Source organism: Streptomyces sp. NPDC038135, assembly GCF_055601245.1.
Map to the genome: position 1 here is coordinate 1 of NZ_JBVJXS010000009.1, position 21,572 is coordinate 21,572.

Consider the following 21,572-nt stretch of genomic DNA (forward strand, 5'->3'; position numbering starts at 1 on the left):
CGGGGTATCAACATATCTGGCGTTGATTTTTGGCACGCTGTTGAGTTCTCAAGGAACGGTCGCTTCCTTTGTACTCACCCTCTCGGGCTTTCCTCTGGGCGCTTCCCTTCGGTGTTCCAAACTCTATCAGTGTTTTTCCGACTCTCTGACCACCCTCCGCAGGACATGCGGAAGGGATCCCGAGAGAGGATCTGACCAGTTTGGTTGCTGCCGGGCCGCGACACTTTCGCGCCGCCCCGCCCCAGGCAGGAGTACGACAGTACACGGGGCCTCGAAGGCCATGCAAATCGACGGCGCTGGTGGTCTAGACCACTAGCTGGTAAGTTCCGTACGGAACCGTCACTTCCTTTGGCATACGCTGCTGATCAGCGCGCCGTTTACGGGACAGGCAGTGACGGCCCCACCTGCAGCTCCACTCCTGGGAGGCTTCCCATGACCACCGTGACGTCCCCTCTCGCCGGTCGGGCCATCGGACTGGCCGATGTACCGGATCCGGTCTTCTCCGGGGCCATGGTCGGCCCGGGCACCGCCATCGACCCGGTACGTGAGCCCTCCGAGGCCGTGGCACCGGTGGACGGCGTCATCGTCTCCCTGCACCCCCACGCCTTCGTCGTGGTCGACGCAGCCGGGCACGGTGTGCTCACCCACCTCGGCATCGACACCGTCCAGCTCAACGGCGAGGGCTTCGAGCTGCTCGTCGCCAAGGGCGACACCGTGACGCGTGGGCAGAGCATCGTGCGTTGGGACCCGGCCGCGGTCGAGGCGGCCGGCAAGTCCCCCGTGTGTCCGGTCGTGGCCCTCGAGGCCACCGCCGAGTCCCTCTCCGATCTGCGGGACAGCGGCGACGTGAAGGCCGGCGACAGCCTCTTCTCCTGGAACTGACGGGAGGGCCGCCGTCCGGCGGCGTACAGGACGACCATCGCGGCGGCGGCCCCGCCGCACTATCGGAGACGGTGAGATGGAGACAACGCTGCGAGGCGTCGGCGTGAGCCACGGTGTGGCGATCGGCGAGGTTCGGCACATGGGGACGGCGGTGCTGGAGCCGCCTGCCAAGCAGATACCCGCGGACGAGGCGGGACGCGAGCAGGGACGGGCCCGCCAGGCGGTGGACGCTGTGGCGGCCGATCTGATGGCGCGCGGCAATCTGGCCGGCGGCGAGGCCCAGGCGGTCCTCGAGGCGCAGGCCATGATGGCCCAGGACCCCGAGCTGATGGCGGACGTGGAACGGCGGATCGCCGTCGGCAGCACGGCCGAGCGTGCCGTGTACGACGCGTTCGCCGCGTACCGCGAACTGCTGGCGGGCGCCGGGGAGTACCTAGCCGGGCGCGTGGCCGACCTGGACGACGTCCGGAACCGCATCGTCGCCCGGCTCCTGGGCGTGCCGATGCCCGGTGTCCCGGACAGTGACAGGCCCTATGTGCTGGTGGCGCGCGATCTGGCGCCCGCGGACACGGCGCTGCTCGACCCCACGCTCGTCCTCGGTTTCGTGACCGAGGAGGGCGGTCCGACCAGTCACAGCGCGATCCTCGCCCGTGCCCTGGGGGTTCCGGCCGTCGTGGCGCTGCCGGGTGCCGGGGAGCTGGCCGAGGGGAAGGTGGTCGCCGTCGACGGCAGCACCGGGGACGTCTTCGTGAACCCGAGCGCCGAGAAGAGGGCGCAACTGGAGGCGGCGGCGGCCGAGCGCAAGGCGGCGCTGGCGGCTTCCACCGGTCCCGGCGCCACGGCCGACGGGCACAAGATGCCGCTGCTCGCCAATGTCGGCGGGCCCGCGGACGTGCCGGCCGCCGTGGAGGCCGGGGCCGAGGGTGTCGGTCTGTTCCGCACCGAGTTCCTGTTCCTGGACGACAGCAAGAACGCGCCGTCAGAGGACAAGCAGGTGGAGGCCTACCGGCAGGTGCTGGAGGCGTTCCCCGAGGGCCGTGTGGTGGTGCGGGTGCTGGACGCGGGCGCGGACAAGCCGCTCGAGTTCCTGACCCCGGCGGACGAGCCGAACCCGGCGCTGGGCGTGCGGGGTCTGCGGACGCTGCTCGACCATCCCGACGTCCTGCGCACGCAGCTCACCGCGCTCGCCAGGGCGGCGGAAGGGCTGCCGGTCTACCTCGAGGTCATGGCGCCCATGGTGGCGGACCGTGCGGACGCCAAGGCGTTCGCGGACGCCTGCCGCGAGGCGGGGCTCCGGGCGAAGTTCGGCGCGATGGTGGAGATCCCGTCCGCCGCTCTGCGGGCGCGCTCGATCCTCCAGGAGGTCGAGTTCCTCTCGCTGGGGACCAACGACCTCGCGCAGTACACCTTCGCCGCTGACCGACAGGTGGGTGCGGTGTCACGGCTCCAGGACCCGTGGCAGCCGGCACTGCTCGACCTGGTGGCTCTGTCCGCCGAGGCGGCGAGGGCCGAGGGCAAGAGCTGCGGGGTGTGCGGCGAGGCCGCGTCCGACCCCCTGCTGGCGTGTGTGCTGACCGGTCTGGGTGTCACCTCCCTGTCGATGGGCGCGGCGTCGCTGCCGTACGTGCGGGCGACCCTGGCGAAGTACACGCTGGCGCAGTGCGAGCGGGCGGCCGCCGCCGCGCGGGCGGCGGACAGCGCCGCGGAGGCACGCAGCGCCGCGCAGGCGGTGCTGTCCGGGGAGTAGTCGATTCCGGCTCGCGCCGGATCGCCGGTTCAGGGGCGCCTCACCACCGGGTGGGGCGCCCCTGGTGCGTTCAGTGGCGGTGCTCCGGTGGCGTGTCCTCCTGTCCGAGGTCGGGCGGTGCGCAGTAGTCGACGTCCGGTTCGGGGCTGATGAGGTCGCCGGATTCGGCGTCCGTGCAGTAGGCGTCGAAGACCTCGGCCGCGCTGAGGGGTACGAGGTCGCCTCCGCGCAGCCGCCAGCCGTGCACGCGGTCGGCCGTACCGGGCGAGCTGACGCGCATGACCAGGCCGCCGGGGCTCTTGGTGGCGAGGCCGAGGGCGAGGACGCTGGTGAATTCGAGGGCTTCCCCCTCGTCGAGTTCGGCGGTGCCCTCGGCGCCCTGGTCGGCGTGGAGGACGGCGACCAGGGTTTCCGCCGGCGCCGAGACGCTGCAGACGAGGTGGCGGTCGCCGGGCGGGGCGCTGTCGAGGATGCGGACGATGAGCCCGGACGCGCGGGTGAAGGCTGCGCGGCCGATGTCCTCGCCGCAGGTGGCGCAGGGGCCGAGGCGGGTCAGGAGGATGGTGGCGTACTCCCAGGTGGCCTGGCGTACGGCTTCGTCGACGAGGTCGGGCACGAGCGCGGTGAGGGGGCGGCCGTCGTAGGGGACGGTGGGGCCCGTGGCCGCCAGGTGTGCGGTGAACCGGGCGCGGCTGGCGGATGCTTCCGGGTCGAGGCCGGTCGCCGCGCAGAACGCCGCGTAGTCCTCCGGATCGAACAGGGCCAGCGTGGTGTGTCCGCCCTGGGCCGCCCGGCTTTTCAGCAGGGATTCCACCTGTCGCAGGTAGGTGGTGTGGTCGTCGAAGACGAAGCTGCGGTAGCGCCGCATGGCGCCGAAGTCGTGTTCGTCGGTGAGCAGGCCGATGGTTCCGGCGATCTCGCGGCGCAGGGCGCGTCGCATCGTCTGCTGGTCGGTGTGCGCCATGTTTCCCCCAAGTGCGCTGTCGATCAATGCTCACTCACAGTAACCGGGGACACTGACAACGGGCCGGGGCGGAGACGTTCGCGCGGGGTTTCGCGGGGGCTTCGAAGCGTCCGGCCCCGGGCTTCGCCGGCGTGGCGGGTGAAGTCCGGGGCCGTTCGCGGGTGAGCGGGGAGGTCAGGCGCGCTTGCGGGCCAGCTCCTCGTAGAAGCCGAGCAGGGTGAGGTTGTCGATGGAGCCGGGGTTGACGGCCTTCTCCAGGGGGGTGCCCTGGAGGAGGCGCTTGACCGGGACCTCGATGCGCTTGCCGGTGAGGGTGTGCGGGATGCCGGGGACGGCGATGACCTCGTCGGGCACGTGCCGCGGCGAGAGCTGTTCGCGGATCGCCTGCTTGATGCGGTTCAGCAGTGCCTCGTCGAGGGCGGCGCCCGGCGCCAGGTGCACGAAGAGCGGCATCCAGTAGCCCCCGTCGGGCTGCTCGACGCCGATGACGAGGGACTCCTTGATCTCGGGCAGCCTTTCGACCACTTCGTAGATGTCGGCCGAGCCCATGCGTACGCCCTGCCGGTTGAGGGTGGAGTCGGAGCGGCCGTGGATGATCACCGAGCCGCGCGAGGTGAGGGTGATCCAGTCGCCGTGCCGCCAGACGCCCGGGTAGGTGTCGAAGTAGCTGCCGTGGTAGCGGCTGCCGTCGGGGTCGTTCCAGAAGTGGACCGGCATGGACGGCATGGGGTTGGTGACGACGAGCTCGCCCACCTCGTCGACGAGGGGTTTTCCGCTCGGGTCCCAGGACTGCAGGTCGGTGCCGAGGCCGGGCGCCTGGAGTTCGCCGGTGTACACCGGCAGGGTCGGCACGGCTCCCGCGAAGCAGGAGCAGACGTCCGTGCCGCCGCTGACGGAGGCGATCCACAGGTCTTCGCGGACCTCTTCGTGCAGCCAGCGGAACCCGTCCGGCGGCAGTGGCGAGCCGGTGGTGGCGACGCACTGGACGCGGGAGAGGTCGAAGTCGCGGGAGGGGTGCACGCCCGCCTTGCGGCAGGCCATGACGTAGGCGGCGGAGGTGCCGAAGAGGGTGGCTCCGGTGCGTTCGGCGACGCGCCACTGGGCGCCGGTGTCCGGGTAGCCGGGGCTGCCGTCGTACAGGACGATCGTCGTGCCCGTGAGCAGGCCGGAGACGAGGAAGTTCCACATCATCCAGCCGGTCGAGGTGTACCAGAAGAAGCGGTCCTCGGGGCCGAGGTCGCAGTGCAGCCCGAGCTGCTTGAGGTGCTCCACCAGGATGCCGCCCTGGGACTGCACGATGGCCTTGGGCAGGCCGGTGGTCCCGGAGGAGTACAGGACCCACAGCGGATGGCCGAACGGGACCTGTTCGAAGACGGGCTCGGTGTCGGCGGCGGTCAGCGCCGACCATTCCAGGGCGCTCTCCGGCGCTTCGGTGCCGAGCAGCGGGATGTGCACCACGGCGCGCAGGGTGGGCAGTTCCCGGCGCAGTTCGGCGACGGTCTCGCGGCGGTCGTGCTCCTTGCCGCCGTAGCGGTAGCCGTCGACGGTGAACAGGACGACCGGCTCGATCTGCTGGAAGCGGTCGAGGACGCTGCGGGCGCCGAAGTCGGGGGCGCAGGAGGTCCACACGGCGCCCACGGCGGCCGCCGCCAGGAGGGCGACGACGGCCTCGGGGATGTTCGGGAGGTACCCGCTGACCCGGTCGCCGGGGCGGACGCCGAGGGCGCGGAGTTCGGCGGCGAGGGAACCGACCTGGCGGCGCAGCTCGGCCCAGGTCACCGGGCGTGGTTCGTGGGTCTCGTCGACGTACAGGAGCGCCGGCTCGTCGGGGCGGTCGGACGCGGCGCGCAGGGCGTGTTCGGCGTAGTTCAGGGTGGCTCCGGGGAACCACTCGGCGCCGGGCATCGCGCGGTCGCCGAGCACGCGCGTCCAGGGCCTCGAGAAACGGACGTCGAACCAGTCGGCGACGGCCTTCCAGAAGGTGTCCAGCTGGTCCACGGACCACTGGTGCAGTGCGGGGTAGCCGCCCTCCGCAGGGGCGCCGTGGTGCTCGGCGGCCCATGCCTGGAACTGGGTGATGCGGGCCTGGGCGATCCGCTCGGGATCGGGCTGCCAGAGCGGCTTGGGGTTCGCGGTCGACATGGGGCGGCTCCCGGGCTGTACGCGTCGTGTGCGTCGGTCCGCGCACGGGCTGGGGTGTGCGCGTGACGCGGCTGACAGGGACGATGCCATGTGATCGACTTCTGCACCAGGGCGGGCCCCACATAGTCCGTGTCGTGAAGATGTGGTCCGGGCACGGGTGAACGGCAGTTGAACGACACACGCGCGCGGGGCGGTCAGTGGCAGGGTGAACAGCATGGACGGTCGTGACCTGGTGCGTTCGGTGAGTGTCGGTGGTTCGGGGCGGGCGGCTCAGGGGTTGCGCACGGTGCGGGCGGCGTGGCGCAGACGGCGGATCGACGCCGCCGGGCTGCCCCGGCGGGGGGCCGAGCGCGCGCGGGTCCCGGGGCGGGTGCAGGGGGCGGAGCCGGGTCCGGGGGGCGGTGTGATCCGGTTCAGCCGGTCCGACCTGCGGATCACCGTGACGGTCAGCGGGGCCGTGTTCTGGGGGTGGGACGGGGCGGGTCCGCAGCCGTCGTACGCCCTCGCGGGCGCGGCCCCGGAGCCCGATCCGCGGGCCGTGCTGGAACCGGACAAGGACGGCGGCTGGCGGGTGGTCGCCGAGCGGGTGACGGTCGTCGTGTCGCGGCACGGGGCGCTGCAGGTGTGCACTCCGGGCGGTGTGGTGCTGCGGCGGGAGATGCCGCCGCGGTGGTGGGAGCCGGCCGACGGGGGCCCTGCGCGGTGGATGCAGCGGTCCGAGGTGGCGGCGGACGCCCGCTTCTTCGGTCTGGGCGGGCGCGCGAGCGGTCCGCGCCTGCGCAAGGGCGTCTACCGGCTGTGGAACACCGATCCGGGCCGTGCGTTCGGCCCGGGGGACGATCCGCTGTACGTGACCATGCCGGTGCAGTTGGTCGTGGCCGACGCCGCGAGCCATCTGGTGTTCCACGACACCACGTGGGACGGCACGGTGAGCCTGCGGGAGGGCGAGGAGGGCGCCGGGTCCGGGCACGACCGGGCGGGGCGCTGCGAGCTGCGCATGGACGGGGGGCCGCTGCGCTGCTGGGTGATGGTGGGCACGCCCGCGCGCGTGCTGCTCACCTGGGCCTCGCTGACCGGGGCGCCCGCGCTGCCGCCGACGTGGGCCCTGGGCCACCAGCACGCGCGGTGGGGCTTCGGCGGTGAGCAGGAGGTGCGCCGGATCGTCGCGGGGTACCAGGAGCGCGATCTGCCGCTGGACGCCGTGCACCTGGACGTCGACCACTACGACGGCCATCGGGTGTTCACCGTCGACCAGGAGCGTTACCCCAAGCTGCCGGTGCTCGCGGAGGAGCTGCGCCGGGACGGCGTCCGTCTGGTGTCGATCGTCGACCCGGCGGTGAAGGCCGTGCCGGGGGACGCCGTGTACGACAGCGGTTCGGCGTTGGACGCGTTCGTGCGGGACGGCTCGGGGCGGAGGGTGCGGGGCGAGGTGTGGGCCGGCGAGTCGGTCTTCCCGGACTTCACGCACGCGCGCGTGCGCAAGTGGTGGGGCGGCCTGTACGAGGAGCGGCTGGGGCAGGGTTTCGCGGGGTTCTGGCACGACATGAACGAGCCGACGTCGTTCAGCGCCTTCGGTGAGACGACGCTGCCGCGTTCGGCGCGGCACGCCGTCGAGGGGCGCGGTGGCGACCACCGGGAGGCGCACAACGTGTACGCGCTCTGCATGGCCAGGGCGGGCTACGAGGGGCTGCGGGAGCTGTCGCCACAGGAGCGGCCGTTCGTGTTCTCCCGGTCCGGCTGGGCCGGCATGCAGCGCTACGGCGGCACCTGTTCCGGCGACGTGGCGACGGGCTGGCCCGGGCTGCGGGCCTCGCTGTCGCTGGTGCTGGGCCTGGGCCTGTGCGGGGTGCCCTACTCGGGGCCCGACGTGGGCGGTCACGACGGCAGTCCGTCGCCGGAGCTGTACCTGCGCTGGTTCCAGCTCGGCGCGTATCTGCCGCTGTTCCGGACGCACGCCGGTCCGCGGGCGGGCCGCAGGGAGCCGTGGGAGTTCGGTGCGGAAGTGCTGGGGCACGCGCGCGCGGCGCTGCTGGAGCGCCGGCGTCTGCTGCCGTACTTCGTGACGCTGGCGCATCTGGCGCGGCGCACCGGCGCGCCCTATGTGCGGCCGTTGTGGTGGGGGTCGCCCGAGGACCGGGCGCTGCGCGACTGCGAGGACGCGTTCCTGCTGGGTGACCAGCTGCTGGTGGCGCCGGTTCTGGGCCCCGGCGCGGGGCGGCGCGCGGTGCGGCTGCCCCGGGGCCGCTGGTACGACACCGTGACGGAGGAGGCGTACGAGGGTCCGGGGCAGGTCGTCCTGGACACGCCGCTGTCACGGATACCGGTGCTGGCGCGCGCGGGGGCGGTCGTTCCGGTCAGGGGCGCGGACGGGGAGCTGGAACTGGAGGTGTGGGCGCCCGTCGCCGGGCGGACCGGGGGCGGGCTGGTCGTCCGGGACGCGGGCGACGGCTGGGTGGAGCCGGAGATCGAGCGGTATGCGGCCCGCCGGCAGGGCCGGCGGGTGGTGGTGACCTGGGAGCGGGAGGACGGCGCGGCGGCGCCGCCCCACCCGGTGCGGGTACGGGGGCTCGGCTGAGCGGGCGGCTCAGATGTAGCGGCCCTCGAACCAGCCCCGTACGGCAAGGGTGTGCAGCGGGAAGGCGAGTTCCTCGGGTCGGCGCAGGAGGTGCCAGCCCTCGGTCTCGTCCGTGGCGCTGGACTCCGGGAGCCCTTCGGCCGGACGTTCGGGCAGGAGTCCGAACAGCAGCAGGTGTCCGTCGGGCGAGCTCATGGCGTCCACGAGGCGGACGTCCCGGGCGGCGGCGTCGATGCCCGTCTCCTCCTTGAGCTCGCGCACCACGGCCTGTTTCCAGTCCTCCCGGTCGTCGACGTAGCCGCCCGGCAGTGCCGTGCCTCCGCGCGCGGGGGCGACGGTCCGGGTGATGACGACCAGGGCGGTGCCGGTGGTGTCGTAGACGGGCTGGAGCGCCACCGCGACCGGAAGCGGGTTGCGGTAGGCGACGGTGCCGCAGGAGGGGCAGGTGCGCGGCCAGCCCGTCACGCCCTCTCCGTAGGGCGCTCCGCAGCCGGAACAGTGCGAGCCGGGCGCGGAGTTGGCGATGGGATGCTGATTTTCGGACACGCGCGGACTGTATCCGATCAGAGGAGGCACTTCTTCCGGCACTGACGAACAGGAAGCGGAAGTGGAACCAGGCGGCCCGGCCGGGATGCCTCGGAGGTGCCCGCACCGGGCACTCCGCACGCTCCGTGATCACCCGGGAATGCTGCGTGAACGTCTTATGAACTGGGCCTGGGCGCGTTCCGGCAGCGCCATCATGCTCCCGTGCACTCCTGGACGGATACTCTCCGCTTCGCCTTCCAGCCGGTGGTCAATCTGCGGACCGGCGCGGTCACCGCACTGGAGGTGCTCGCCCGCCCGGAGACCGGCGACGTCCTGGCCGAGGCGCGCCGGGACCCCGAGCTCGACGGCAGGCTGGCCGTGCTGGCGCTCCGCGCGGCGGCCCGCAAGGAGACGCTGCTTCCGCTGCACCTCAACGTGTTCGCGGCCACGCTCGCCGACCTCGGCGGCCTCGCCCGGCTGCACGACGCCGTCCGGGCGGAGGGGCGGATGCCCTGGGAGGTGACCCTCGACATCGTGCCGCCCTGCACCCATGTGCCGCAGCGAGCGCTGCTGGAGGCCGTGGGCGGGCTGCGTGAGCAGGGGTTCCGGATCAGCGCGGACGGCATCGGGGACGGGGACGTACCCCTGCGGCTGCTCACCGACCTCTCGCCCGACCTGGTCAAGCTCGACGCCTCGCTGCTGGCACGGCCGGCCGCTGTGCGGTCCATGCGGACCCTGTGCGAGCAACTGGGCGCCCTGGTGGCGGTGGAGGGCGTGGAGACCGAGCTGCAGTGCACGGCCGCGCTGTCGGCCGGCGCGCAGCTCGCCCAGGGCGAGCTGTTCGCGCCGCCGGCCAGGATCCCGGCGGCGGACGTGTACGTTCCGCCCCGCTCCGCCGCGGCCTCGGCCCAGCCCCGGCCGGGCCCGCCGGTACGGGAGTTCGTGCGGCCCGCCGCCGTGCTGCCGGTGACCGCTTCGGCGGGGCAGGTCCGTGCGCTGCTGACCGGCTCACCGGAGGTCTCCGGGGTGCTGCTCGTGGACCAGGCCGGAGTGCCCGTCCGTTCGGTGCACCGCTCCCGCTTCCTGCTGTCGATGTCCGGCCGCTACGGGCACGCCCTGTACGCGGACCGGCCCGCGTACAAGCTGGGCGACGCCCCGCGCGCGGTCGGCGCGGACGCCACCGCCTGGGAGGTGCTGGACGTCGTGGCGGTCGGCGGCAGCGACCGCACCTCGGACGACGTGGCCGTCGTCGACCACGGTGGCCGGTGCGTGGGCGTCGTACGGCTCGCGGACCTGGTACGCGCGCTGGCCGAGACCCGGGTGGAGGAGGCGGCGGGCCTGAACCCGCTCACCCGGCTGCCCGGTTCGGACGCCATCACCGCCGAGGTGGACCGGCGCATCGCCGAGGGGCGGGCGTTCGCGCTCAGCTGGCTCGACATCGACCACTTCAAGCAGGTGAACGACGGTGCCGGTTTCGCCGCGGGTGACGAGCTGATCCGCTCGGTGGGCCGGGCGCTGCAGCAGGCCGCCGCGGGGCACGCGCGCGTGGGCCACATCGGCGGGGACGACTTCCTGGTGCTGACCGACGAGGAGACGCTCGAGCCGCTGGCCACCGCCCTGCTCGACGTTCCCTGGTCGGCGGGCGGCCGCCTGGTCACGCTGTCCCTCTCGACCGTGGTGTGCCGGCCCGGGAGCGTATTCGACCACCGGCAGGCCGCGGCCGCTCTCGCGCCGGTGAAGAAGGCCGCGAAGGCGCTGGCCGGAACGAGTTGGGTGCTCGTGCGCGCGGGACTGCCCGGGCAGGAGGTCCGGCGCGGGGCGGCGCCGGCCCGGGCCGGCCGGGCGGCGGCCGAGCCGCTCGGGTGAACGGCCCGGCCGCACAGGGCCGTTCGTGCCCCCGCCTGCGAGAAGGGCGCCGCCGGAAGTTGCGCCCGTGTGAACGCCGCCATCGTTGCCGTCGGCGACCTTGACGGCCTCCCGGTGCCGGTGAACACTTCCCGGTGTCAGCCGACATCGCCGTACATTCACGGCGTATTCAGGCACTGCGCCGTGGGTTTTTTCCGCGCCCATCGGCCCGCCATCGAGGCGATCCGGCTGCGTCGGCACGCTCGTCACGGACGCCGGGCGGGGCGCGGGGCCCTCCCTGCCTTCGGCTGAAGTCGCCAAGGAACCGTTCCTGCACGGAGGGCCGGGGCCGTTCGCCCCAGGCCGGCGTCAAGGGAGCCGCCATGAGCAACGGAGACATATTCGTCGGCGAAGTCATCGGTACCGCGATCCTGATCCTGTTCGGCGCGGGTGTCTGCGCCGCCGTCACCCTCAGGTACTCCAAGGCCCGGGCCTCCGGATGGGTGGTCATCGCGTTCGGCTGGGGATTCGGCGTGCTCGCGGGCGCCTACACCGCCGCGCCCCTGTCCGGCGGGCAGCTCAACCCCGCGGTCACCATCGGCATCGCCGTGGACACCGGCAAGTGGGACAAGGTCTGGGTCTATCTGCTGGGCCAGGTCGTCGGCGCGATGCTCGGCGCCGTCCTCGCCTATCTGGTGTACCTCGCGCAGTTCCAGGCCAACGTCCGCAAGGAGGGCACCACGGAGGGGACCGCCGACGAACCGGTGCCGACGCTGGGCGTCTTCGCGACCATCCCCGAGATCAGGAACCCGGTCGCCAACCTCGTCACCGAGATCATCGCGACGATGTCGCTCGTGCTGCCCGTCCTCGCCTTCGGTCTCACCAAGGGACTCGGCGAGTCCGGCACGACGGTGCTGATCGTCTCACTGCTCGTCGTCGGCATCGGACTGTCCCTCGGCGGCCCCACCGGATACGCCATCAACCCGGCCCGCGACCTCGGCCCGCGCATCGTGCACACCTTCCTGCCGATCCCGAACAAGGGCACGTCCGACTGGGGTTACTCGTGGATCCCGGTCGTCGGCCCGCTGATCGGCGGCGCGCTCGCGGGCCTCGTCTACAACATCTCCTTCTGACCGGCGGCACGACCACGCACACCGGGCCGCGAAGGCCCGAGCCAGCGACCCGACCCAGCGACCCAGGGACAGCCATGACGGACACCGCCGAGAAGTACGTCGCCGCCATCGACCAGGGCACCACGTCCAGCCGCTGCATCATCTTCGACCACGGTGGCGCGATCGTCGCCGTGGACCAGCGCGAGCACCGCCAGATCTTCCCCAGGCCGGGCTGGGTGGAGCACGACGCCACCGAGATCTGGTCCAAGGTGCAGGCCGTGGTGGCCGGTGCGCTGGCCAAGGCCGGGCTGCGCGCCGACCGGCTCAGCGCGCTCGGCATCACCAACCAGCGGGAGACCACCGTCCTGTGGGACCGGGCCACGGGCAAGCCCGTGCACAACGCCATCGTCTGGCAGGACACCCGTACCGCCGCCCTGTGCCGCGAACTGGGCGGCACCGACGGCCAGGACCGCTTCCGGGAGCCGACCGGACTCCCGCTGGCGAGCTACTTCTCCGGGCCGAAGGCGGCCTGGCTGCTGGACCACGTGCCCGGCCTCAGGCAGCGCGCCGAACGCGGCGAGATCGCCTTCGGCACCATCGACTCGTGGCTGATCTGGAACCTCACCGGCGGCCCGGACGGCGGCCGGCACGTCACGGACGTCACGAACGCCGGCCGCACCATGCTGATGAACCTGAACACGCTCCAGTGGGATCCCGCCATCCTCTCCGCGATGAACGTGCCCGAGGCGGTCCTGCCGGAGATCAGGTCCTCCGCCGAGGTGTACGGCACCGCCGTCGGCCCGCTCGCGGGGGTCCCCGTGGCCTCGGCGCTGGGCGACCAGCAGGCGGCCGTGTTCGGGCAGGCCTGCTACGACGTCGGCACCGCGAAGAACACCTACGGCACCGGCAGTTTCCTGCTCCTCAACACCGGCGACCGGCCCGTGGCGTCCAAGAGCGGGCTGCTGACGACAATGGGCTACAAGATCGGCGGGGAGGCGCCGGTGTACTGCCTGGAGGGGTCCATCGCGATAACGGGCGCGCTGGTCCAGTGGTTCCGCGACCAGCTCGGCATCATCCGGGACGCCGACGAGATCGAGACCCTGGCCGCCGGTGTCGAGGACAACGGCGGCGCCTACATAGTGCCCGCCTTCTCCGGGCTGTTCGCGCCCTACTGGCGCTCCGACGCGCGCGGCGTCGTCACCGGTCTGACCCGCTACGTCACCAAGGCGCACCTCGCGCGCGCGGTGCTGGAGGCGACGAGCTGGCAGACGCGGGAGGTCGTGGACGCCATGTACCAGGACTCCGGGGTACGGATCACGACCCTGAAGGTCGACGGCGGCATGACGAGGAACAACCTGCTCATGCAGCACCAGGCCGACGTGCTCGGGGTTCCGGTGATCCGGCCGCGGGTGTCCGAGACCACGTGCCTGGGAGCCGCCTACGCGGCCGGTCTGGCGACGGGCGTGTGGAACGACCTGGACGAGCTGAAGTCGCACTGGCAGCGGGACGCCGAGTGGACCCCGGCGATGGAGGCGCCGGTGCGCGACCGCGAGTACCGCAACTGGCGCAGGGCGGTGGAGAAGAGCTTCGGCTGGCTCGAGGAGGACGACGTGTAGGGGCGAGGGCGCCCGGCACGCGCGCGTGCGGGACGTGTGAGCACCTCACACGCGCGTCGGGTGTCCGCGGGGACCACGGCCCGTACCCCTGTCGGCGGGGGTACGGGCCGTGCCGTGGACCGAGTGGCGGGGTGCGGTCAGGTGGCGAGGGCCCGGCGACGGCCCGCCGCGTGCTTCATCGCGTGCTGGACGACGCCGATGAGCACTTCCTTGACCGACTCCCGGTCCCGTGCGTCGCACAGCACGACCGGCACGTCCTCGTCCAGGTCGAGGGCCTGCCGCACGGATTCCGCGGGGTAACGGGCCGCACCCTCGAAGCAGTTGACGCCGACGACGAACGGGATCGTGCGGCGTTCGAAGTAGTCGACGGCGGCGAAGCAGTCCTCCAGCCGGCGGGTGTCCGCGAGGACCACGGCACCGAGCGCGCCCTCCGACAGCTCGTCCCACATGAACCAGAACCGTTCCTGTCCGGGTGTCCCGAACAGGTAGAGCACGAGGTCCTCGCGCAGGGTGATGCGGCCGAAGTCCATGGCCACGGTGGTGGTGTGCTTCCCCTCCACGCCGCTGGTGTCGTCGACCGGACGTCCGGCCTCGGTGAGCAGTTCCTCGGTGCGCAGCGGTCTGATCTCGCTGACCGCGCCGACGAGGGTCGTCTTGCCCACCCCGAAGCCGCCGGCCACCAGGATCTTGAGCGTGACGGGCTCGACCGGGGGCTTGCCGCGTTCAGAACGCCCGAAGATCATCCGTCTCTTCTCCTGCTTGATCGGGTTCGCGTGACGGCCGGCCGTAGCCGCCGCCACCGGGGGTTTCGATGACGAGAACGTCGCCCGGGCCCACCTCCGCCGAGCCGCTCCCGCCGAGATCGGTGACCGTGCCGTCGGCGCGTTCCACCCGGTTGGAGCCGAGAGCGCCGGGCTCGCCGCCGGCCATGCCGTACGGCGGCACACGGCGGTGCTGGGAAAGCGTGGAGACCGTCATGGGTTCCAGGAAGCGGATCCGGCGGACGGCGCCGTCGCCGCCGCGCCGGCGCCCGGAACCGCCGCTGCCCCGCCGGACGGCGAACTCCTCGAGCCGTACGGGCAGCCGCCACTCCAGCACCTCGGGGTCGGTGAGCCGCGAGTTGGTCATGTGGGTCTGCACGACGTCGGCTCCGGGGAAGCCGTCGCCCGCGCCGGAGCCGGAGGCGACGGTCTCGTAGTACTGGTGGCGTTCGTTGCCGAAGGTCACGTTGTTCATCGTCCCGGAGCCCTCGGCCTGCACGCCGAGTGCGGCGTAGAGGGCGCCGGTGACGGCCTGGGAGGTCTCCACGTTGCCCGCTACGACGGCGGCGGGCGGCTCGGGGGCGAGCATGGAGCCGGGCGGTACGACGATGTCCAGCGGGCGCAGACAGCCGTCGTTGAGCGGGATGTCGTCGGCGACCAGGGTGCGGAAGACGTAGAGGACGGCCGCGTTGACCACCGACGAGGGGGCGTTGAAGTTGGTGGCGAGCTGAGCGGAGGTGCCGGTGAAGTCGATCGTCGCGCGCCGCTCGGCGCGGTCGACCCGCACACGGACGCGGATGACGGCGCCGGAGTCCGTCTCGTAGGCGTACTCCCCGTCGTCCAGGGCGTCGACGACCCGGCGGACCGCTTCCTCCGCGTTGTCCTGGACGTGCCGCATGTAGGCCTGGACGACGTCGAGACCGAACTCGTCGATCATGCGGCGGACCTCGTCGACGCCCTTGCGGTTGGCGGCGATCTGCGCGCGCAGGTCGGCGAGGTTGGTGCGGACGTTGCGGGAGGGGCAGGGCGCCTCGGTGAGCAGGCGGCGGGTCTCCTCCTCGCGGAACCGGCCGTCCTGCGCGAGCAGCCAGTTGTCGAAGAGGACGCCCTCCTCGTCGATGGTCCGGCTGTGGGCGGGCATGGAGCCGGGGGCGATGCCGCCGATCTCGGCGTGGTGGCCGCGGGAGGCGACGTAGAAGAGGATCTCCGGCTCACTCCGCGTGACCGTGGCCTCCTCGGTGTCGAAGACCGGGGTGATCACGGTGACGTCGGGCAGGTGGGTGCCGCCGTGGTACGGGTCGTTGACGGCGTAGGTGTCGCCGGGGCGCATGGAGGCGCCGCGGCGGCGGATGACCTCTTGGACGCTGGTGCCCATGGAGCCCAGGTGGACGGGGATGTGGGGCGCGTTGGCCACCAGGTTCCCGCTCGGGTCGAACAGGGCGCAGGAGAAGTCCAGCCGCTCCTTGATGTTGACGGACTGGGCCGTGGACTCCAGCCGGGCGCCCATCTGTTCGGCGATCGACATGAAGAGGTTGTTGAAGACCTCGAGCAGGACGGGGTCCACTTTCGTGTCGAGATCGGAACTCTCCGTAATCGCCGTGCGTTCCATGACCAGATGCCCGTCGTCTCCGGCCGCGGCCCGCCAGCCGTCGTCGACGACGGTCGTCGCGCCGGGCTCGGTGATGATCGCCGGTCCGGTGACGGTCTCGCCGGGAGGAAGGGCCTCCCGGCGGTGGAGGGGTACGTCGTGCCAGGCGCCGCCGGTGTGCAGCCGGACGGTTCGCGGTGCGGCGCGGCGGCCTTCGTAAGGGGCGAGGGCGGAGAGGTCGGGGGGTGCGGTGATGCCGGTGGCTTCGACGGAGAGGGCTTCGACGACGATCGGGCGGTCGAGGGTGAAGGAGTACGTGGCGCGATGACGTTCTTCGAAGGCGTGGGTCATGGTGCCGGGGTCGGTCAGCTCGACGGTGAGGGTGGTGTCGGTGCCGTCGTAGCGGAGCTGGGCGCGCCGGGTGACCTCGACGCGGTCGTCCGGTACGTCCTCGGCGCGCAGTTCGGCGCGGGCGGCGCTCTCCAGGGCGTCCGCCGTCTCGCGGACGCCCGGCATCGAGGCGGCCTCCAGGGGCGCCTCGACCGACTGTTCGCGCATGGCCGTGGTGTCGGCGAGGCCGATGCCGAGCGCGGAGAGCACACCGGCCATGGGGGGTACGAGGACGGTGCGGATCCCCAGGGAGTCGGCGACCCGGCACGCGTGCTGACCGCCCGCTCCGCCGAACGTGGTCAGGGCGTAGCGGGTGACGTCGTGGCCCTTCTGGACGGAGATCCGTTTCACGGCGTTGGCGATGTTGGCGACGGCGATCCGCAGGTAGCCCTCGGCCACCTGCTCGGGCGTGCGGTCGTCGCCGGTGCGCTCACGGATCTCGTGGGCGAGGGCGGTGAAGCGGTCGCGGACGACGGCGTCGTCGAGGGGCTGGCCGCCGTCCGGGCCGAACACGGCGGGGAAGTGGGCGGGCGGGATCCGGCCGAGCATCACGTTGGCGTCGGTGACGGTGAGCGGGCCGCCGGCGCGGTAGCAGGCGGGCCCGGGGGCGGCGCCGGCCGAGTCGGGGCCGACGCGGTAGCGGGAGCCGTCGAAGTGGAGCACGGAGCCGCCGCCGGCGGCGACGGTGTGGATGTCCAGCATCGGGGCGCGCAGCCGGACTCCGGCGATCCGGGCGGTGAAGACGCGTTCATACGCGCCGGCGAAATGGGAGACGTCGGTGGAGGTGCCGCCCATGTCGAAGCCGATGACGCGGTCGAAACCGGCCCGCTGCGACATGCGCGCCATGCCCACGATGCCGCCGGCCGGTCCGGACAGGACGGCGTCCTTGCCGCGGAACTGTCCGGCCTCCGTGAGTCCGCCGTTGGACTGCATGAACATCAGCCGTACATCGCGCAGTTCGTCGGCGACGTGGCGCACGTAGCGGCGCAGCACCGGGGACAGGTAGGCGTCGACGACGGCGGTGTCACCGCGCGGGACCAGCTTCATCAGCGGGCTGGTCTCGCTGGACAGGGAGATCTGCGGGAAACCGGTGCGCGCGGCGAGGTCGCCGATCGCGCGTTCGTGGGCGGGGTGCAGATGGCTGTGCAGGCAGACGACGGCCACCGCGCGGATCCCGTCGTCGTACGCCTGGCGGAGCGGTCCCGCGAGCGCCTCGAGGTCGGGGGCGCGCAGCACGGTCCCGTCGGCGGCGATGCGTTCGTCGGCCTCGATGACCCGCTCGTACAGCATCCCGGGCAACCGGATGTGGCGGGCGAAGATGGCGGGGCGGTTCTGGTAGGCGATGCGCAGCGCGTCGCGGAAGCCGCGGGTGATCACCAGCAGGGTGCGCTCGCCCTTGCGTTCCAGCAGTGCGTTCGTGGCGACGGTGGTGCCCATGCGTACGGCGTCGACGGGCTCCTGGGAGCCGTGCAGCAGTTCCCGGACGCCCGCGACCGCCGCGTCGGCGTACCGTTCGGGGTTGTCGGACAGCAGCTTGTGCGTGAGCAGCCGGCCGTCCGGGCGGCGCGCGACGATGTCGGTGAAGGTGCCGCCTCGGTCGACCCAGAACTGCCAGCCAGTCACGTCGTCACTCCGCATCCGCGCCGGTCACAGGGCCCGGAGGCCGTTGATCACGTCGCGCAGAATACTCTCGTCCGGCAGCTCGGCCGGGGGTACCGGACGCGTCACGTGGACGAGTTCCGCGTCCACGAGGTCCCCGATCAGGACGCGCACGACGCCGACCGGCAGGTTCAGTTCCGCCGCGATCTCGGCGACGGACTGCGGCGCCCCGGCGCAGAGCCCGACGATCTCCACGTGCTCGGGGGCGAGCGTCGGGTCCGTATCCGGGTCCTCCGCGCCCGGTTCGGTGACGACCACCGCGATCAGATCGAGCCGGTGCTGGCCGGCGCTCGTGGTGCGGCCGCGCGTCATGGCGTACGGGCGGACGACCGGTCCGGCCTCGTCGTCGAACCAGTGGCTGCTTCCCTGACCGTCTCCGCTCATGTCATCCCACTACCCGCCTGCGGGCAGATCGGTGCGCGGCGCGGTGATCAGGTGCACGCCTACCCGCTTGACCAGCAGTGTCATCTCGTAGGCGACCTGCCCGACGTCGGAGTCGGCGTCGGAGAGGACGGCGAGGCAGCTGCCATCGCCGGCGGCGGTGACGAACAGGAACGCGTCGTCGAGCTCGACCATGGTCTGCCGGACGCTGCCCGCCTCGAAGTGGCGGCCCACGCCCTTGGCGAGGCTGTGGAAGCCGGAGGCGACGGCGGCCAGGTGCTCGCTGTCCTCGCGGGTCAGGTCCTTGGACACCCCCGTGGGCAGCCCGTCCCCGGAGAGCACGACGGCCTTGCGGATGCTGGCGACCCGGTCGACGAGGTCGTCCAGGAGCCAGTTCAGCTCGCCCTTGTTCGGCTCCGTCTGGCCGGTGGCCTTCGGTGCGGTCATCGACCGTCCCCCTTAGTCGTTCCTTGTGCTGTGCCATTGCGTTGGTCGTCGCCCGAGGCGTTCTCCTCACGGCCGCGCTGCCAGCCCCGTTGCAGTGAGGCCATCCGGTCGCGGACCTCGTCGGCGTCGCGGTCGGCGGGCTCCTCGGCGTGCTCGGGGCGCCGAGAAGGTTCCTGCTTCAGCTGCGGGGCCAGGCTGGCCTGCCGGACGCGCCGGGGCAGCGGACCGGTGCCGGACGCGGGCTCCGGGGCCGGGCCGTCCGCGGGCGGGGTGGCCTCGCCCCGGCCGCGGCCCGAGGCCGCCGACGCGGGCCGGGTCCGCCGGGGCAGCGCCGAGGCCCCGGAGGGCTGTTCCTCGCCGTCGCCCGCACGGGCCGTCTGCTCGGCCGTGCGGTCGGGAAGAGCGGGGGGCCGCCGGACCGCCGTGCCACGCCGACGGGCGGGAAGCGGGGCCGGGCCCACGGCGTCGGGGCGGCGCGGGCCCGGAGTGATCCGGTCGTCGGGGTCGTCGCGCCGGGCGCGTTGCTCGGCGACGGGCCGGCCATGCGAGCTGACCAGCTTGGGCGTCTGGCGCCGCGGCAGCGGCACGGGGCCGCCGGTGCGGTCGGGGTCCGGGCTGTCGGCGCCGTGCGGGGGGACCGGCCGGTGCGGCCCGTCCGGTCGTGCGGTCCGGCGCTCCTCCTGGTCGCGGGTGCGGCGGGAGCGGAACAGGCCGCCGCGCACGCTCTCCTCGTCCGTCAGGGCGCCGGGGAAGTCGTCGATGGTGTCCAGGTCCACCGGCCCCTCGAGTTCGACCGGTCCGTCCAGCAGGGAGGTCGGCAGGCCGGGAAGCTGTACGGGGGCCTGGGAGCGAGCGGGGCCTAGGCCCACGGCCTGTCCGGTGTCCTTCGCCGGGCGGTCGAGGCGGAAGCCGATGCCGTTGGTGTCGGGGACGTCGTCGGACAGCAGCAGGTCGGGGATGAAGACGACGGCGGTGGTGCCGCCGTAGGGCGACGGCTGCAGGGATACCCGGACGTTCTGGCGCTGGGCCAGGCGGCTGACCACGAACAGGCCCAGCCGGTCCGTGTCCGAGAGCTCGAACTCGGGTGTCTCGGCGAGCCGGAGGTTGGCGTCCAGCAGAGCCTCGGCGGTCATGCCGAGACCCCGGTCGTGGATCTCCAGGGTGAAGCCGTTCGCGACCCGTTCGCCGAGGACCTGGACGGCGGTGTGCGGCGGCGAGAAGACCGTGGCGTTCTCGAGGAGTTCGGCCACCAGGTGCGTGACGTCGGCGACGGCCGGGCCGGTGACGGCGACCCGCGCCAGGCGCCGGACCTCGATGCGCTCGTAGTCCTCCACCTCGGCGACCGCGGCCCGGACGATGTCCATGAGCTGCACGGGGCGGCGCCACTGCCGCGACGGCGCCGCGCCGGAGAGGATCACCAGGCCCTCGGCGTGCCGGCGCATGCGGGTGGTGAGGTGGTCCAGCCGGAACAGGTCGGCGAGTTCGTCGGTGTCCTCGGTCCTGCGCTCCATGGTGTCGAGCAGAGTGAGCTGCTTGTGCAGCAGGACCTGGCTGCGGCGGGCGAGGTTCACGAACACCTCGGAGACGCCGGACCGCAGTTCGGCCTGCTTCACCGCGGCCTCGACGGCGGCGCGCTGCAGGGTGTTGAGCGCCTGGCCGACCTCGCCGATCTCGTTCCTGTCGTACTCCAGGCGTGGCACCTCGGTCTCCACGTCCACCTGTTCACCGGCCGAGAGGCGGCGCATCACGCTGGGCAGCCGCACCCCGGACGCCTCGTGCGCGTCCAGGCGCAGCTTGCGCAGGTCCCGCACGAGGCCGCGGCCGACGCGCACGGACAGGACGAGGGACACGAGGAGGGCGACGAGGCCGAGGACGCCCGCGACGGCCGCCTGCACGATCACGCCGACCGCCACGGGCCGCATCCGGTCCTGGAACCGGTCGCCGGCCTGGTCGTCGAGGGTGCCTAGCTCGTCGAGGACGCCGGCCGCGGTGGAGTCCCAGCTCCGGGCGGTGACGCCGCGCGGGGTTCCGGGGCCGCTGCCCGTGACGGACTGCTCGGCCGCCAGCAGCGGTGCCGTGGTGGCGTTCTCCCAGAAGCGTTCGTACCGGTCGCGTTCCGCGGCGGGGAGCAGCGGCAGGCTGATGTCGTAGAGCAGGTCGCGCTGGGCGACGAGGTCGGAGACAAGGCGGGTCTCGTCGCGGGAGACCTTGCCCACGACCAGCGCGGATCCGAGCAACGCGTCCTCCCGGGAGAGGAGTTCGCGGGCGCGGGTGAGGTTGACGAGGGCACGGGCCTGCTCGTTCATCTCGACGCTGTCGATGCCGTCGAGGGATGCCAGCAAGGTGTAGCAGGGGTCGACGAGGCGGTTGTAGCGGTCGAAGGCCTGGGCCCGGCTGACCGTGCGCGCCTCGACGCCGCGGCGCAGGGCGTCGAGTCCGTCGAAGGCGTCCAGGACCGTGGTCAGACGCTCGCCGTCGTCCCCGTCCATGCCGTCGAGGACGTCCCGGTCCCGGGCGTGCCCGCGGACCTCGGCGAGGGACCGGTCGGTCGCGGTGCGGGTGCGCTGGAGCGCCGACAGGGCGTCGGCCGCACGCGGGTCGGCGAGGTAGACGAGGGTCTGGCGGCGTTCCTGCTGGAGGCCGCGGGCGGCGTCCTCGACGGGGTAGCCGACGTCCCGCACGATGTCGGACACGCTGAAGAGCCGGGTGACCTCACGTCCTGTGAGCACCGTGGCGAAGCCCCAGACGGCGGTCAGGGACACCAGCGGCACGAGAAGCAGCGCCACGATCTTCCGGCGGATCGACTTCCCGCGAAAGCGCATGGCCTCCCCCAGCTCGACCCCCGCGGGCCGGGGGTACACATGTGCGTCAACAAACGGCGCGAGCCTACTACCGCCGCACAGATAACTCGAAGACGCGTGTGCCAGGCGAACTGCCG

Annotated in this window: 14 protein-coding genes; 6 read left to right on the forward strand and 8 right to left on the reverse strand. The window is 72.7% G+C overall.

Translation table 11 applies throughout. The features are described from left to right. Positions 1-432: 432 nt before the first annotated feature. On the forward strand, positions 433-882 hold the full coding sequence (locus tag ACZ7JA_RS25095; protein WP_389306426.1) for a PTS sugar transporter subunit IIA: 450 nt from the start codon (positions 433-435) through the stop codon (positions 880-882). A 76-nt stretch (positions 883-958) separates the two neighbouring features. Then, positions 959-2,629: a phosphoenolpyruvate--protein phosphotransferase gene (ptsP, locus tag ACZ7JA_RS25100; RefSeq protein ID WP_351663740.1), complete on the forward strand. Its 1,671-nt coding sequence runs from the start codon at positions 959-961 to the stop codon at positions 2,627-2,629. Positions 2,630-2,699: 70 nt separating this feature from the next. Here the strand turns inward: ptsP and ACZ7JA_RS25105 are convergent, their stop codons facing one another. Both ACZ7JA_RS25105 and ACZ7JA_RS25110 read right to left on the reverse strand, forming a co-directional pair. After that, positions 2,700-3,593: a hypothetical protein gene (locus ACZ7JA_RS25105; protein ID WP_470810559.1), complete on the reverse strand. Its 894-nt coding sequence runs from the start codon at positions 3,591-3,593 to the stop codon at positions 2,700-2,702. A gap of 174 nt (positions 3,594-3,767) precedes the next feature. After that, the gene (locus ACZ7JA_RS25110) at positions 3,768-5,735 is read right to left on the reverse strand and encodes an acetoacetate--CoA ligase (RefSeq protein ID WP_389448275.1); all 1,968 of its coding nucleotides are present in this window, start codon (positions 5,733-5,735) and stop codon (positions 3,768-3,770) included. Positions 5,736-5,949: 214 nt separating this feature from the next. Here ACZ7JA_RS25110 and ACZ7JA_RS25115 point away from each other — a divergent pair, with 214 nt between their 5' ends. After that, a complete protein-coding gene (locus ACZ7JA_RS25115) occupies positions 5,950-8,310 on the forward strand; it encodes a glycoside hydrolase family 31 protein (RefSeq protein ID WP_470810561.1) in 2,361 nt (786 codons plus the stop codon). Between the two features lie 9 nt (positions 8,311-8,319). On the opposite strand, the gene ACZ7JA_RS25120 is transcribed toward ACZ7JA_RS25115, so the two are convergent. After that, the gene (locus ACZ7JA_RS25120) at positions 8,320-8,856 is read right to left on the reverse strand and encodes an NUDIX domain-containing protein (RefSeq protein ID WP_393438717.1); all 537 of its coding nucleotides are present in this window, start codon (positions 8,854-8,856) and stop codon (positions 8,320-8,322) included. A 201-nt stretch (positions 8,857-9,057) separates the two neighbouring features. Between ACZ7JA_RS25120 and ACZ7JA_RS25125 the strand changes: the two genes are divergently transcribed. The 3 genes from ACZ7JA_RS25125 (at position 9,058) to glpK (ending at position 13,408) form a co-directional block, all read left to right on the forward strand. After that, positions 9,058-10,701, forward strand: coding sequence for a GGDEF domain-containing protein (locus ACZ7JA_RS25125; protein WP_389306416.1), 1,644 nt, complete (start codon positions 9,058-9,060; stop codon positions 10,699-10,701). Positions 10,702-11,063: 362 nt separating this feature from the next. Next, a complete protein-coding gene (locus ACZ7JA_RS25130; RefSeq protein ID WP_470810564.1) occupies positions 11,064-11,813 on the forward strand; it encodes an MIP/aquaporin family protein in 750 nt (249 codons plus the stop codon). A 74-nt stretch (positions 11,814-11,887) separates the two neighbouring features. Further along, the gene (gene glpK, locus ACZ7JA_RS25135; RefSeq protein WP_351663754.1) at positions 11,888-13,408 is read left to right on the forward strand and encodes a glycerol kinase GlpK; all 1,521 of its coding nucleotides are present in this window, start codon (positions 11,888-11,890) and stop codon (positions 13,406-13,408) included. 137 nt (positions 13,409-13,545) lie between these two features. Here the strand turns inward: glpK and ACZ7JA_RS25140 are convergent, their stop codons facing one another. Genes ACZ7JA_RS25140 through ACZ7JA_RS25160 form a run of 5 tightly spaced genes read right to left on the reverse strand, consistent with a single transcriptional unit; the run spans position 13,546 to position 21,456 of the window. Further along, complete coding sequence (locus tag ACZ7JA_RS25140; RefSeq protein ID WP_351663756.1) at positions 13,546-14,151, reverse strand: GTP-binding protein; 606 nt, start codon at positions 14,149-14,151, stop codon at positions 13,546-13,548. Then, a complete protein-coding gene (locus ACZ7JA_RS25145) occupies positions 14,132-17,770 on the reverse strand; it encodes a hydantoinase B/oxoprolinase family protein (RefSeq protein WP_450751850.1) in 3,639 nt (1,212 codons plus the stop codon). The genes ACZ7JA_RS25140 and ACZ7JA_RS25145 overlap by 20 nt, the downstream gene beginning before the upstream one ends. A 24-nt stretch (positions 17,771-17,794) precedes the next feature. Beyond that, positions 17,795-18,190, reverse strand: a complete 396-nt coding sequence (locus ACZ7JA_RS25150; protein ID WP_351663760.1) for a DUF742 domain-containing protein — start codon at positions 18,188-18,190, stop codon at positions 17,795-17,797. A gap of 9 nt (positions 18,191-18,199) precedes the next feature. Further along, a complete protein-coding gene (locus ACZ7JA_RS25155) occupies positions 18,200-18,634 on the reverse strand; it encodes a roadblock/LC7 domain-containing protein (RefSeq protein ID WP_351663762.1) in 435 nt (144 codons plus the stop codon). Further along, positions 18,631-21,456, reverse strand: coding sequence for a sensor histidine kinase (locus ACZ7JA_RS25160; RefSeq protein ID WP_470810569.1), 2,826 nt, complete (start codon positions 21,454-21,456; stop codon positions 18,631-18,633). Before ACZ7JA_RS25160 ends, ACZ7JA_RS25155 begins: the two co-directional genes overlap by 4 nt. Positions 21,457-21,572: the final 116 nt, after the last annotated feature.